Origin of the sequence: Gordonia terrae (genome assembly GCF_051789125.1) — a bacterium.
GTDB classification, from domain to species: domain Bacteria; phylum Actinomycetota; class Actinomycetes; order Mycobacteriales; family Mycobacteriaceae; genus Gordonia; species Gordonia terrae_A.
The window spans coordinates 105,500-119,973 of record NZ_CP196526.1; the positions used below are offsets into that span (position 1 = coordinate 105,500).

13 protein-coding genes are annotated in these 14,474 nt (G+C 68.9%); 8 read left to right on the forward strand and 5 right to left on the reverse strand.

Translation table 11 applies throughout. The annotated features are described in order from the left end of the window. The first annotated feature begins 189 nt into the window (after positions 1–189). Positions 190–1,557 carry an MFS transporter gene (locus ACSUZC_RS00510; RefSeq protein WP_439031002.1) on the forward strand — a complete coding sequence of 456 codons (1,368 nt, stop codon included), beginning with the start codon at positions 190–192 and terminating at the stop codon, positions 1,555–1,557. Between the two features lie 85 nt (positions 1,558–1,642). Next, positions 1,643–3,160, forward strand: a complete 1,518-nt coding sequence (locus ACSUZC_RS00515; protein WP_439031003.1) for an ATP-dependent DNA ligase — start codon at positions 1,643–1,645, stop codon at positions 3,158–3,160. Positions 3,161–3,236: 76 nt separating this feature from the next. Here the strand turns inward: ACSUZC_RS00515 and ACSUZC_RS00520 are convergent, their stop codons facing one another. Next, positions 3,237–4,085, reverse strand: coding sequence for an anti-sigma factor (locus tag ACSUZC_RS00520; RefSeq protein WP_439031004.1), 849 nt, complete (start codon positions 4,083–4,085; stop codon positions 3,237–3,239). Positions 4,086–4,333: 248 nt separating this feature from the next. Beyond that, entirely contained in the window at positions 4,334–4,741 is a 408-nt protein-coding gene (locus ACSUZC_RS00525) for a YccF domain-containing protein (protein ID WP_439031005.1), read from the reverse strand. Positions 4,742–4,831: 90 nt separating this feature from the next. Between ACSUZC_RS00525 and ACSUZC_RS00530 the strand changes: the two genes are divergently transcribed. Next, positions 4,832–5,086 (forward strand): hypothetical protein, encoded by a 255-nt coding sequence (locus tag ACSUZC_RS00530; RefSeq protein WP_439031006.1) that lies wholly within the window; start codon positions 4,832–4,834, stop codon positions 5,084–5,086. 76 nt (positions 5,087–5,162) lie between these two features. Here ACSUZC_RS00530 and ACSUZC_RS00535 read toward each other — a convergent pair whose 3' ends face one another. Then, a complete protein-coding gene (locus ACSUZC_RS00535; RefSeq protein ID WP_439031007.1) occupies positions 5,163–5,726 on the reverse strand; it encodes a maleylpyruvate isomerase family mycothiol-dependent enzyme in 564 nt (187 codons plus the stop codon). Positions 5,727–5,763: 37 nt separating this feature from the next. Between ACSUZC_RS00535 and ACSUZC_RS00540 the strand changes: the two genes are divergently transcribed. The 5 genes from ACSUZC_RS00540 (at position 5,764) to ACSUZC_RS00560 (ending at position 10,911) form a co-directional block, all read left to right on the forward strand. Then, complete coding sequence (locus ACSUZC_RS00540; RefSeq protein ID WP_439031008.1) at positions 5,764–6,597, forward strand: helix-turn-helix domain-containing protein; 834 nt, start codon at positions 5,764–5,766, stop codon at positions 6,595–6,597. 112 nt (positions 6,598–6,709) lie between these two features. After that, on the forward strand, positions 6,710–8,002 hold the full coding sequence (locus ACSUZC_RS00545) for a GAF domain-containing protein (protein WP_439031009.1): 1,293 nt from the start codon (positions 6,710–6,712) through the stop codon (positions 8,000–8,002). A gap of 150 nt (positions 8,003–8,152) precedes the next feature. Continuing rightward, the gene (gene adh, locus ACSUZC_RS00550) at positions 8,153–9,676 is read left to right on the forward strand and encodes an aldehyde dehydrogenase (RefSeq protein ID WP_439031010.1); all 1,524 of its coding nucleotides are present in this window, start codon (positions 8,153–8,155) and stop codon (positions 9,674–9,676) included. 166 nt (positions 9,677–9,842) lie between these two features. Next, entirely contained in the window at positions 9,843–10,268 is a 426-nt protein-coding gene (locus tag ACSUZC_RS00555; protein ID WP_439031011.1) for a DUF779 domain-containing protein, read from the forward strand. A gap of 100 nt (positions 10,269–10,368) precedes the next feature. Beyond that, a complete protein-coding gene (locus ACSUZC_RS00560) occupies positions 10,369–10,911 on the forward strand; it encodes a hypothetical protein (RefSeq protein WP_439031012.1) in 543 nt (180 codons plus the stop codon). Here the strand turns inward: ACSUZC_RS00560 and ACSUZC_RS00565 are convergent. Then, positions 10,880–12,412, reverse strand: a complete 1,533-nt coding sequence (locus ACSUZC_RS00565) for a dynamin family protein (RefSeq protein WP_439031013.1) — start codon at positions 12,410–12,412, stop codon at positions 10,880–10,882. The two genes, ACSUZC_RS00560 and ACSUZC_RS00565, sit on opposite strands and share 32 nt — an antisense overlap. Further along, complete coding sequence (locus tag ACSUZC_RS00570; protein WP_439031014.1) at positions 12,412–14,403, reverse strand: dynamin family protein; 1,992 nt, start codon at positions 14,401–14,403, stop codon at positions 12,412–12,414. Before ACSUZC_RS00570 ends, ACSUZC_RS00565 begins: the two co-directional genes overlap by 1 nt. Positions 14,404–14,474: the final 71 nt, after the last annotated feature.

Below are 14,474 nucleotides of genomic sequence, written 5' to 3' on the forward strand. Positions count from 1 at the left end.
CCCATCCTCGCTCCTCCATCCGGTGTTGTGACCCTACGGGTGTCCACGCGCGGGCGTGCCGCGAACCGGGACACGAACACCCCCACCAGGCAGCTGAAATCAACTGACGGGATGCCCCGCCGCCCGACGCTCAGCCTTTTCTCAGGGGTCGAAACGTATGTCCGCCGGCGCAGGCGTAACGTCGCGCGGATGAGCGATTCCGCGGTCCGCAACATCGATCATCCCGACCAGGCGCCGGTACCCCGTAGCCGCATCGTGATCGCGTCGATGATCGGGACGAGCATCGAGTTCTTCGACTTCTACATCTATGCGACAGCCGCGGTCCTGGTGTTCCCGGTGCTGTTCTTCCCCAAGGGGGACGACACCGCGGCGCTGCTGTCGTCGTTCGCGACCTTCGGCCTAGCGTTCGTGGCGCGGCCCATCGGTTCGATCCTGTTCGGCCACTTCGGCGATCGCATCGGGCGTAAGGCGACGCTGGTCGGGTCGTTGCTCACGATGGGTATAGCTACGTTCGTGATCGGGCTGCTGCCCACCTACGATTCGGTCGGTTACCTCGCACCGGCGCTGCTCGCGCTGATGCGCTTCTGCCAGGGCCTCGGGCTGGGCGGAGAGTGGTCGGGCGCAGCACTTCTCGCCACGGAGACGGCCGAGAAGGGCAAACGTGCATGGGCGGCGATGTGGCCGCAGCTCGGCGCACCGATCGGCTTCTTCTTCGCCAACGGGACCTTCCTGCTGCTGATGATCGGACTCGACTTCGACGCCAAGACCTCGGCCTCCGACCATGCCTTCATGACCTGGGGTTGGCGAATCCCGTTCCTGGCCAGCGCCATCATGGTGGCGGTGGGCCTGTACGTCCGGTTGAAGCTCACCGAGACACCGGTGTTCGCGAAGGCCGTCGCCGACGGCAAGAAGGTCAAGGCACCGCTGGCCGAGGTCGTGAAGACCAGTTGGCGTCCGCTCATCGCCGGCACGTTCATCATGGTGGCGACCTACACGCTGTTCTACATCGTGACCACCTGGGTGATCTCCTACGGCACCGGCAAGGTGACCGACGCGTCGGGCATCAAACTGTCGATCAGTTACGTCGACTTCCTGCAGCTCCAGCTGGTGGCCGTGCTCTTCTTCGCCGCGTGCGTGCCGATCTCGGGACGTCTCGCCGACCGCTACGGGCGCCGCGCGTTCCTCATCATCATCACCGCCGCGATCATCGTGTTCGGCCTGTGCTTCCAGTGGCTGCTCGCCCCGTCGTCGATGTCGGACGGGATGATGCTGTTCTTCCTGATCCTCGGTATGACCCTGATGGGTCTCACCTTCGGGCCGATGAGCGCGATCCTGCCGGAACTGTTCCCCACCAACGTCCGCTACACGGGCTCGGGTATCTCCTACAACGTCGCCTCGATCCTCGGCGCCGCGGTGGCCCCGTTCATCGCGACCTGGATCGTCGCCGACTACGGCGTCGGCTGGGTGGGTGTGTATCTCGCGGTGGCCGCGGTCGCCACGATGATCGCGCTGCTCAGCGTCCGCGAGACCAAGTCGGTCGACCTCACCGAGGTCTGACTCACGGCCATGGTCGGCCGCGATTGTCGGGGCCCCGGCGTACCGTCGAACGCGTGAATGCTCGTCCGGCTGCAGGTGAGGCGACGTGAAGCTGATCGATGTCGTCCAGACGTCGGCGGACGTGGCGCGCGACCGGTCGCGGACCCGTAAGACGGCGGTGCTCGCGGATGCGCTCTCGGCGACGACCGACGCGGAACTGCCGATCGTCGTCGCATGGCTCTCGGGTGAGATCCCGCAGGGTCGTCTGGGCGTCGGCTGGCGGTCGCTGTCGAAACTGATCGCGGCACCGGCGGATTCGCCGTCACTGGAGGTCGCGGCTGTCGACGCCGCGCTCGGTGAACTCGCGTCGGCCTCGGGCCCCGGTTCGACGAAGCGTCGCGGTGAGATCATCGCGTCCCTGTTCGCGGAGTCGACCGAGGCCGAGCAGAAGTTCCTCGTCGCACTGCTCACCGGCGAGTTGCGGCAGGGGGCGCTGGCGGGTGTCATGACCGACGCCATCGCCAAGGTCACCGGCCAGGAACTGACGCTCGTGCGCCGGGCGAACATGCTCACCGGCTCGCTGCCGGAGACCGCCGCCCTCGCCCGGTTCGGCGCCGAGGCGCTGGCCGCGGTCGGCCTCGAGGTGGGCCGTGCCGTCGAGCCCATGCTCGCGACCCCTGCCGACGATCTCGATGCCGCTCTCGCGCTCCTCGGGCCCGACCTGATCGTCGACTACAAACTCGACGGAGCGCGCATCCAGGTGCACCGCAAGGGAACCGAGGTCTCGGTCTTCACCCGGACACTTCGCGACGTGACCGCCAACGTGCCCGACCTCGTCTCGGTGATCGCCGCACTGCCGTGCGACTCGGTGATCCTCGACGGCGAGACCCTGATGCTCTCCGACGACGGCCGCCCGCGGTCCTTCCAGGACACGATGAGCCGGTTCGGCTCCGGGCCGACCGCGGCGGGTGAACCCGAACGACTCCTCAAGCCGTTCTTCTTCGACTGTCTGCATCTCGACGGCACCGACCTCATCGACCGCCCGTTGTCCGAGCGGCTCGCCGCCATCGACTCCATCGCCCCACACCTGCGCATACCGGCCGTGACGCGCCCGAGCGCCGAGGAGGCGCGCAGCCATTTCGACGCCGCGATGGCCGACGGTCACGAAGGTGTGATGGTGAAGTCGCTCGACGGCCTGTACGTGGCCGGCCGTCGCGGAAAGGCATGGCAGAAGGTCAAACCGACGCACACCTTCGACCTCGTCGTGCTGGGTGCGGAGTGGGGCTCGGGGCGGCGCTCGGGTTGGCTGTCGAACCTCCACCTCGGAGCCCGCGATCCCGAGACGGGTGAACTGGTGATGGTCGGCAAGACGTTCAAGGGCCTGACCGACGAGCTGCTCCGCTGGCAGACCGAGGAGTTCCCGAAGCACGAGACCCACCGTGACCGGTACGCGGTGTACCTACGTCCGGAGATCGTCGTCGAGATCGAACTCGATGGCGCACAACGAAGTTCGAGGTACCCGGGCGGTGTCGCGCTGCGATTCGCGCGCGTGGTCCGATACCGGCCGGACAAGACCGCGGCCCAGGCAGACAGCATCGAGTCCATTCGCGCGCTGCTGAAGTGAGCGCCCTTCGAGGTTCGTCGCCTGCGCTCCTCGCACCTCAGGGAGCATCGGTGGCCGGTGACGTCGTCGTCCGGGGTCAGAGCAGCGACAACTGCGCCACCGGAGTGGTGGTGGGTTGTGCCGATCCGCCGGGCGGTTCGACGGTGAACGCCAGCGCGGACGCGGAGTTGATCCCCGACAGCACGGCGGTGGTGACGGGTTCGACGTCCTTGTCGGTCATCGTGCCGGCCGAACGCGTGCCGTCCGGACCGATGAGCCACATCTGATAGACGGTGCCCGGCTTGGGCGGCGGCACGGAATTCATCACCAGCACACCGGTGTCGGCGGAGTTCGCCAAGTACACCGTGGCGTTGCCGGTGGCGACGGGGCCGGCCCGCGACCGCAGATCGTCGGCGGAGAAGACCTGTTCGGCAGGCGATGCCAGGGGTGGGGCCGGCTCGGGGTCGGAGCTCGACAATCCGATGGCCCAGCCCGCAGCACCGATCGCGATCGCGGCCACCGCCGCGGCCGCCAGATAGGACCAGCGGCGTCGTAGGCGCCGGCGCGACGCGAGGTCGTCGGGGTCGTCCGGTGCGGGAATGGGCGCATCCCGCTCGACGGAGGGGGACCGGACCACTGCAGGAGCGGCGACCTGAGGAACGACGGGCGGAGCATCCGGCTCGTCGAGGCCGGCCTCGGCACGCGCGGCGGCGAGCACGCGGTCGCGCAGCGTCGGCGGTGGAGGGGTCGCGGTGATCTTGCTCATGGCGGCCAGGGCCTCGCGCGTCGCGCGGACCTGCTTGTCGAAGAGCGCTCGGAACTCGTCCGGCGCAGCGGCGAGCCGAACCTCCACGTCCCGCGACTCGGTGGCGGACAGGGCGTCCAGGGCGATGAGCGGAGCCATCTCCAGCAATTCGGCAGCGTCGGGATCGAGATGATCAGACATCACGCACCTCCTGCTGCCATTGGTCGTCCGAGCTTCAGATGTCCCATCCCGCGCCGTCGCGGACGGGAGACCATCACGTTCCTGCGAGCGTCCGTGAGAGAGGAAGTCGCGGCAAGCAGTATGACGTGCGGTGCCGGAGGCCCGGCGACCGGCCGGAGCCGGGCCGGATCGTGAGTGTCATGCTCACTGTTCGGATCTGACGTCATACCCGGATGGGTGCCCGGTGGATCCGCGGAACGTACGGTCGGTCACAGTCGCGCGGGCACGCCTCCGGGCATCGGCTGATCGGTGGGAACGATCTCGGCACCGAGCGGCAGGAGCGACACCGGGACCATCTTGAAGCTCGCGATGCCGAGCGGGATCCCGATGATCGTCAAGCACATCGCGAGGCCGGTGGTGATGTGACCGATGGCCAACCACAGGCCGGCCACGACGATCCAGATGATGTTGCCGATGGTCGACGCGACGCCTGCGGTCGGTTTGCGAACCACCGTGCGCCCGAACGGCCACAGCGCATAGCTGGCCATCCGGAACGACGCGATCCCGAACGGGATGGTGATGATGAGAATGCAGCAGATGATGCCGGCGACGACGTAGCCGATCGCCATCCACAGTCCGCACAGGACGAGCCAGATGACATTGAGGATGGTCTTCATCCCCCCATTCTCCACGCGCCGACGGGGCGCGGGGTGGAATGTGAGACCAGGACCAGCACCTCGCGGTGCGCGCGGCACTACGATGACGGCGTGGGCGGACGGTCGGCTCGGACCCGAGAAACTGTATGGGCGGTACTCGCCACCGTCGTGCTCGTCATCCGCATCCTCGCGACCATCGCCCTGGTCCTCTTCGTGATCGGCTGGGCGGTGGCCGCTGTCCGGGATTCGCTCGACAACGTCTTCCTGTGGCCGTCGGTCTACGCCGGGATCGCATTGCTGGTCAGCACCTACGTCTACGGCTATCTCCGGGCGCGATATCCGCGGCACAACGGTTGGATTCCCTGAGGTCGGCTCACCCTCCTGCTTCCTGGGTGCGAGCGGAGCCGCCCCCTCGCACCGCAGGGAGCATTCGTCGCGAAGCTCAGGACGTGCGACGACCCAGCTTCGCGAGCAGCGTCGTCTGCCGATCGGCGCCGGTCGGGATCTCGACGCGCTCGCAGACCCCCTCGGAATACAGCGCGTCGCCGAAGCCGTCGACCGCCGTCTCCATCTCGGTCAGCTCGTCGTCGGTGAAGGTGTGTCCGACACCCGCGGCGCGCGCGATGTCCCACCGGTGGGCGATCATGTCGAAACCGTAGAAGCGGATGAGGGTTTCGCCGATGGTCGTCGGTCCGAAGTGTCCGTCGAAGGCGCGGTCGCCGACTGCCGGGTCGGCGAGAAGTCCGACGACGGTGTCGCGGTGGGCGCGCCAGGCGGCGGCCGGGTCGTCGAGCGGGGGGACCGGGCCGAGGTCGACATCGTGACGCGAGAAGAACTCCCGCTGGGTGTCGATGATGTGGGCGACCACGTCGCGGCCCGACCAGCCCTCGCACGGGGAGGCGTTGGTCCAGGTCTCGGCGGGTACGGAATCGAGGACGCCGGCGAGGCCGTCGGCGAGCCGGGTGTAGTGGGCGAGAAGTGGTGAGGTGTCGTTCACAGCGGTCATGATGGAAGTCAACCGCGACAGCACTGGACGGTGATAGATGAAACCCGACAAGCCGGGATCGACGCGACTCGACGACGTCGAGCGCGCCCATCTCGTGGACCCCGCGGACGCGACCTACCGGATCGGCCGCTGGACCCCGAGCCCCGACGTCGGTGACATGGTGCGGCGCTTCTGGGTTCCGGTCTGGTCGGTCCCGCCGGGAGCCGAGTCGCCGCAGCGGGTCTTGCAGTACCCCGTCTGTCTCATCGTCGTCAGCAACACGTACGCGCGGTTCTACGGCGTCAACAGCGGACTGTCGGAGACGGTGTTGAGCGGTGACGGGTGGGCTGTCGGAGTCATGCTGACGCCCGGTGCGGGGGGTCTGCTCGTCGGCGACGTGAGTTCGTGGACCGATCGATTCGACGAGCTGTCCGTGGTCTTCGGGGACCGCGGCGCCGAACTCGAGCTCGCGATCCGCTCGGTGATGGCCACCGGGTTCGACGACGAGGCGACCCAGCGGGAGGCGACCGACCTGGTCGAGAACTGGCTGCGGACCCGACTCCCGCTCGACGACGACGGCCGGCTGATCAACGCGATCGTCGAGTATGTGGAAGACGATTCGTCGGTGGTCGCGGTGGCCCAGATCTGCGATCGGTTCCATCTCACCGAACGCAGTCTGCAGCGGCTGACGCGCCGCCGCCTCGGCCTGACCCCCAAATGGCTCATCCAGCGTCGTCGACTCCACGAAGCCGCCGAACGCCTGCGGGACGACACCCGACCGTTGGCGACGCTGGCCGCCGAGCTCTCCTATGCCGACGAGGCGCACTTCGTCCGGGACTTCCGGACGGTGACCGGCATGACGCCGCGGACGTTCTCGGCGCGCTTCGGGTGAGGGCGACTGTGCAAGGCGCGGCGGCCGGCGGCGCGTCGAACTGCGCGGATGTTGCCGACATCACAGTCGGACGGGCACAATCGTCGGCACATGGACGAACCATGGAGGGTGCATGACTGACGCGGCTGGGGGTGCCACACGCATCCGCAGGGCGTATGAGGACTTCCTGTCCGGCGTGACCCCACCTGCGGATGCGGTGCGTTCCATCGTGCGCGATTCATGGGCGCGGTCGCTGACCAGGGGTGTGGACCCGACCGAAGCCGCGCGCGAAGGTGAGCGCGCTGCCGCGATGTCGGCGGAGGAGTTCGCGCGGTACCGCGCCTCGCATCCCATCACGGCGGTCCGGCCGCTCGTGCAGTCCCTGATGGTCGACGCGATCGCCGACACCGGGGTGGTCGTCGCGCTCACCGACCAGGCCGGGCGCCTGCTGTGGATCGAGGGAGACTCGGCGGCCCGCGACCGCGCCGGGCACATCAACTTCGTCGAGGGGTCGGTGTGGAGCGAGGAGGTCGTCGGCACCAATGCTCCCGGCCTGGCGCTCGCGGTGGATCGTGGCGTGCAGGTCGTCGGCCCCGAACACTTCGCCGGTCCGGTGCAGGAGTGGAGTTGCGCGGCGGCGCCCGTGCACGACCCGCTGACCGGGCACGTGATCGGCGTGATCGACGTGACCGGCGGGCGTGAGGTCGCGGCGCCGTTCGCGCTCGCGGCGGTGCGGTCGGTGGTCGCGGCCGTCGAACGGGAACTGCAGGCCGGAGCCGTCGATCTCGCCGACCCGTCGACCTTCGTCCCGGCCCCGACGCGGACCGCCGCCGCGCACCTCACCGTGCTGGGCGACGGGCCGGCGCGATGGCGCAGGGCCGCCGACGCGGCGAGCGCACGTACGCCGTCGCGTCGACACGCCGAGATACTCGTTCTGCTGCAGGCCTTTCCGGAGGGACTCAACACCGAGCAGCTCGCGCTGAAACTCGCCGAGGACGGACTCGACCCGGTGACCGTCCGAGCCGAGATCTCCCGGTTGCGCCGCGACCTGGGGGCCGACGTGGTGGCGAGCCGGCCCTACCGGCTCACGCTGGACATGTCCTCCGACGTCGACGACATCCGTTCACGCATCGCCACCGGGACCGATCTGATGTCGGTCGTCGACGATCTGGGACGCGGTGGTCTCCTCGCCGAATCGACGGCTCCGGGGATCGTCGAGATCTTCGAGGAGCTGCGCGAAGACCTGCGGTCGCGGGTCATCTCGGGTGGCGGCGTGTCCGCCCTGCGCAGGTGGACGTCGTCCACCCATGGCCGCGACGACCTCGCCGCGTGGCGTCGCCTCGAACACCGCCTGCCCGCGGGGCATCCCGACCGCGCGGTGGCCGGAGGGCGTATCCGATTGCTGGACAGACGCTACGGCGCCTGACGCGGTCGACCCGGGTTGGTTGCTCACGTTGCAACCCTCGTGCAACCAACGCGCCCCTACTGTGTGGAGCAGATCACATCGGGTCGCTCAGGTGGCCCGCGTGACATCCGCAGAGCGTCCTCAGTTGAGGCCCACACGCAAGGAGCAACCATGACCGTCTTCGCAAAGCCGGGTGCCGACGGCTCGGTGATGAGCTACGAGTCGCGATACGACAACTGGATCGGCGGACAGTGGACCCCGCCGGTGAAGGGTCAGTACTTCGAGAACCCGTCGCCGGTCGACGGCAAGGTGTTCTGCGAGGTGGCTCGCTCGACCGCCGAAGACATCGATCTCGCCCTCGACGCCGCGCACAAGGCCGCACCCGCGTGGGGCAAGACCTCGGTCGCCGAGCGCTCGCTGATCCTGCTGCGCATCGCCGACCGCATGGAGGAGAACCTCGAGAAGCTCGCCGTCGCCGAGACCTGGGACAACGGCAAGGCGGTCCGCGAGACCCTCGCCGCCGACATCCCCCTCGCGGTCGATCACTTCCGCTACTTCGCCGGCGCGCTGCGCGCCCAGGAGGGCTCGATCTCCGAGGTCGACGAGGACACCGTCGCCTACCACTTCCACGAGCCGCTCGGAGTCGTCGGGCAGATCATCCCGTGGAACTTCCCCATCCTGATGGCCGTGTGGAAGCTCGCACCCGCGCTCGCCGCCGGCAACGCGGTGGTCCTCAAGCCCGCCGAACAGACCCCCGCGTCGATCCTCTACCTCGTGAACCTCATCGGCGACCTGCTGCCCGCCGGAGTCCTCAACGTGGTCAACGGGTTCGGCGTCGAGGCCGGCAAGCCGCTCGCGTCGAGCAACCGCATCCGCAAGATCGCCTTCACCGGTGAGACCACCACGGGCCGGCTCATCATGCAGTACGCGTCGGAGAACCTGATCCCGGTCACCCTCGAGCTCGGTGGCAAGAGCCCCAACATCTTCTTCAACGACGTCATGTCGGCCGACGACGGTTTCCTCGACCGTGCACTCGAAGGCTTCACGATGTTCGCGCTCAACCAGGGCGAGGTCTGCACCTGCCCGAGCCGCGCGCTGATCCAGCAGGACATCTACGACGAGTTCATCGCCAAGGCCGTCGACCGCGTCGGAAAGATCAAGCAGGGCAACCCCCTCGACACCGACACGATGATGGGTGCGCAGGCATCGAACGACCAGTTCGAGAAGATCTCCTCCTACCTCGCCATCGGTCGGGACGAAGGAGCCGAGGTCCTCATCGGCGGTGGGCCGGCCGAGCTCGACGGCGACCTGTCCGGCGGCTTCTACATCAAGCCGACCGTCTTCCAGGGCAACAACAAGATGCGCATCTTCCAGGAGGAGATCTTCGGCCCGGTGTTGGCGGTCACCACGTTCAAGGACTTCGCCGACGCGATGACCATCGCGAACGACACCCTCTACGGTCTCGGCGCCGGCGTGTGGAGCCGCGACGGCGCCACCGCGTACCGGGCCGGCCGCGAGATCCAGGCCGGACGCGTGTGGACGAACACCTACCACGACTACCCGGCGCACGCGGCCTTCGGCGGGTACAAGCAGTCCGGCATCGGACGCGAGAACCACCGGATGATGCTCGAGCACTACCAGCAGACCAAGAACCTGCTGGTCGGATACGCTCAGAACGCCAAGGGCTTCTTCTGAGCCCTTCGAGGCTCGTCGCCATCGCTCCTCGCACCTCAGGGAGCGGGGGGTCGCGCTCCTCGCACCTCAGGGAGCGGGGGGTCGCGCTCCTCGCACCTCAGGGAGCGGAGGGCGTGGCGCTCCTCGAGCAAGCGTGAACGAACAAGCGAACAGAAGGTGATTCACGATGACCGCCGAGCAGAGTGTTCCTGATCGCGTGGTCGCCACAGACTCCGCCGTGCAGCTCCTGACCAAGTTGTCGGAGCTGCACGGCGGCCTCATGATTCACCAGTCCGGTGGATGCTGTGACGGCTCGGCGCCGATGTGTTACCCGGTCGGGGAGTATCGCGTGGGCCAGCGAGACGTGCTGGTCGGCGAGATCGGACTCCCCGAACCCATTCCGGCCGTGCGGGTCTGGATCAACGGCGACCAGTTCGAGTTGTGGAAGCACACTCAGCTGATCCTCGACGTCGTGAAGGGGCGCGGTGCGGGGTTCAGCCTCGAGGCGCCGGAGGGAGTCCGTTTCCTCTCGCGTGCACGCACTTTCACCGACGAGGAGAACGAGAAGCTGGCCGCGTCGCCGCCGCTGACCGGAGCCACCGCCGGCCCGTAGGCGCGCCGACCGCGAGCGGCCCAGACCGAGGGCGCCTCTCCGGGCGGTGTCATTGCCCGGTTCTCCCGGGGACGGGTCGGCGTGGGCCTACCATCGAGGAATGTCCAACGCCGGCGCCTCACCACCGCCCCGCCCGCGCGTCGCGATCACGCCGCTGCGTCCGCAACAGCCGATCGAACGCGCGCGCGCCGTCGGATACGTCGTCCTCGGATGGGTGGTGACCGTCGTGCTCGTCGTGGCGACCGTCGCGATGGTCGCGGTGGCGCTCACCGACATCCGTGCGGTCCTGGCGGCCGACCTCGTGCGTCGCCACCCCGAGAGCGGGACCGACGCCGCCCGCGCGGTCGACATCTCGCTCTGGGCGGGTGCGGGTCTGGCGCTCGCCATCGTGGCGGCCGGGCTGTTCGGTGCGGTGCGGCTGTGGGACAGCCGACGTTCGGGCCGCACCGTCCTCACGATCGGGGCGGTGCTGGCCGTCGCCGCCGCGGTGGGATTCCATCTGACCGTCAACCCGTCGGCTGCGGCGCTGACCGACGCCGGTCTGCCGACCCCGATTCAGTGGGCACCGGCGGCCGCGGCGGTGGTCGCCGTGATCGCCACCGCGGCGAGCTTCACCCGTTCAATCGGTGCGACCCTCCGCTGACCCCCCGCTGATGCGCGCCTCCGGTCTGCGCGGGACTGCCCGCCCCGATCATCGCGACGATGCCCTCGGCGCTGCGCACCGCCACCTGGCACGCCGATGCCGCGGTCGGGGAGAGCAGGGGATGGGCGGCACGCGCGCGCCAAGCCCGAGCGGCATCGACAGCCGCGTCGCGAATCCGGTGGGCGTCGGTGTCGGTCGGTAACCCCAGGCGTGTCGTCGGATCGATGCCCGACCCGCCGATCAGCCGCGTCAGCTCACCGATCTGGTCCGCCGGGAGATCGAGTCCACCCGCACGGATCGTGCTCAGCAGACGCAGTTCCCGGAATCCGTGGACGTCGGCGAGTTCGCGCCGTACCGCGGCCCGCACCTCACGCGCACTCGCCGACGACGAGCCGCTGAGCAGATGGTCGAGGGTCACCAGTGCGGAGTGCGACTTGAGCTGATCGGCCCGCTGGGCGAACTGGGTGTCGATGATGGCACCCAACTCCGACAGCCCGCTGCGTTCGACGAGCTCGGTGGCCAGCGCCGACGACGAGGTCGCGCCGAACCGGATGAGAGTCACCGCCATTCGGATCCCGAAGGCCCCGAAACGTTCGGCGAGAGATCGACGCAGATCGACCGAGATGGCCGGCAGGATGTCGGGCCGGGTGAACCGGTCCATCGACAGCAGAGCCGACTCGAGATCGGGGCCCGGGGTCGCGGCCAGCTGCGCGAGCGCGCGGAACTCGACCTCGCGCAACGTTCGCGCGCCGAGGGCGAGCAATCCCGCGACCGGGACGACCGCCTGGCACAACCCGGTTCGTTCGAGTTCACCGGCGAACCGTCCGGCGATCTGATGCGCCGAGATCATCGCGTCCATCCGGCCGGCACCGAGTTCGTCGGCGCGCGAGACGACCCCGATGACGCCCAGCGGTCCGGACGAGCCGCCGATGGCGGTGCCGATCCGACGCAGCATCGCGGTGTCGGTGGCGGTCAGCGAGCGGAGCAGATACACGACGGCATCGACGCCGGACTGTCCGTCCTCGGGGGTGAGTAGCCGAATCGTCGACGCCGACAGCTCCGTCGACAGTGACGCCGTGCCCGGGGTGTCGACGATCGTCGTCGAGTGCAGGGCGCGGGCGGGCCACTCGACGTCGAGGCGGTCGACGCGGTCTGCGGTGAGCCGGCCGAAGTCGAATCCGAGCCTGCCGCCGATCCGGGTCACCGGGATCGGTACGGCCCTGCCGTCGTCGACGTGCGCGGTCACCGACGGCGACTGCCCGTTGCGGTACCACGTCACGACCCGGGTGCACTCGGTTGCGTCCGTCGGCGCGATGTCCTGGCCCACAAGGGCATTCAGCAGGGTCGACTTGCCGGCCTTCAGCGAGCCCGCGAGTGCGACCCGCACCGGCTGATAGAGCCGGTGTTCGCAGAGGTCCAGGTCGGCACGGGCGTGCGGGTCGTCGGCGAGGGCGGTGCGGGCGGCATCGAGCAGTGTTCTCGCACGATCGACACCGGCCATCAGCGGGTCAACTCGCGGTCGAGATGGTCGGCGGCCTTGCGCAGCGCGGCGACCGCCGTGAGCCTGGACTCGAGTTCGGCGACGCGTCCCGCTCGTTCCGACTCGGCGACGGTCGCGGCCGATTGTGCGGCGGAGAGGGATTCGGAGATCGATCGGGCGGTCTGCTCGGCCACCGAGGTGAAGTGGTCGCGGAGGACGCGCTGGATCACCCGCAACCGGTCACGTGACTCCTTGCCGACCTGGAAGCTCACATCATCGGTGAACGCGCGCACCGCGACCTTCGCCTTGGCCCGGCGCTCGAGGACCTTGGACTGTTTGTCATCCCGATAGGCCTTGGTACCCAACAGGAGTCCGGCGCCGACGGACACCGGATTGATGAGGGCCATGCCGACCATCGTCGAGATCAGACCGAACATCAGCACACCGCCGTAGGAACCGCGCATGCCGATCAGGACCTTCTGGGCGACGCCGACGCGGCCGCTGTCGAGTTCGGCGAGTTCGGCCACCGAGTCGAGGACACCGGTCATGTCGGCGACGTCGATGTCGGGCAGCGAGTTCTGGCCGGCCGCCGCGAAATGGTCGGCGACCTTCTCGGCCAGCCAGACCGATCGCTCGTGGGCCCACACGAAGTTGTCGCCGATGACGGCCGCGGTCTGATCCGCAAGCCACTCACTGAGTTGCTCCCAGTCGACGCCGGGATCGCCTTCGTCGATGGCCCTTTCGGCTTCGCGGGTGACGGCCCGCAGTCGGTCGCGCAGATCGTGGTCGATGTCGGCGGCGAGGTCGGCGATCCCGTCGGCCAGGGTCTGTTGCCACTGGGCCGACTGGCGTCGCATCGCCTCGGCATCGGACTTGGCGCCCTGCAGCGCCCCGACCGCGCGACCGGCGGTGTCCGGGTCACGCAGTGCGGCCAGCTCGCTGCCGAGGGTGAGGGCGAGATGCTCGCTGACGACGCGGAGATCGGTGGCGACCGTGCTGCGGGTGGCCTGTTGTGCCGTGGACACCACGCGCTCGCGCAGGTAGCGGTAGAGATCGAGGAATCCTGCTTCGGCATTGAGCTTCTCATCACCGAGACGGAGTGCGTGCGCGCGCAGTACCGACGACACCGGCAGCAGTGGGATGTCGATGCCGGCGGTCTGCAGATGCCCGCGGTCGGCGTCGACGATGGCCCGCCAGTGCGGATACAGGTCGGTCTTGGTGATCAGGCACGCGACGGTCGGGCACAGGCCGATCACCTGCTGGATGAACGACATCTCCGGTGCCGTGAACTCCTGGCTGGCATCGGAGATGACGAGCACCGCGTCCGCCGCGGCGACCATGCCCAATGTGGCTGCGGCATAGGGATGCCCGTGGCCTCCGACGCCGGGCGTGTCGACGAGTACGAGGCCGTCGGCGAGCAGCGGGCCGGGCGCCTCCACCTCGAGCCGGAGCACTTCGCGGCCACCGGCGAGCGGCGAGTCGGGAGTGATGCCGCCGATCGCATCCATCGGTACCGGGATGCGGTTGTCGGGAGACGGGCCGTCGACGACGAGGTGTGCCGACGGTTGCGGCGCGTGGGAGATCACGGTCGGCACCGCGGTGGTCTCGTCGTCGCCCACGGTGCAGACGTCGAGATTCAGCAGCGCGTTGACGAAGGAGCTCTTGCCCTGTTTGAGCTGACCCACCACGACGATCCGCAGTCGTGGATCGGTGATGCGGGTGCGTGCGCCCTCGAGGCGGCCGACGAGGTCGTTGCGGCCGGCCTCCCGCGCCACATCCGCCATCGTGGACAGCAGATCGCCGATCGTGGCCGGGGCCTGCGAGTGCGTCTGGGCACCGGGTGCCGAGATCCGTGCCGGGGTCGGTGCCGGTGTCGCCGAGACAACCTGTGCCGCGGATGTCGGTGCGGGAGTGGCGGCGTGGGCCGCGCGACGGGGTCCGGCGGGAGCGGGGGCGTCCCGGTCGGCGGCGTGCCGACCGACCCGTGGCGGTTCGGCGGGAGGAGTGGTCATGGTGTCCTCACGGTAGCGGTGAGTCGGCGTCTGTGGGGCCCCCATCGGGGGGACGGAACGCGGGACGAGGA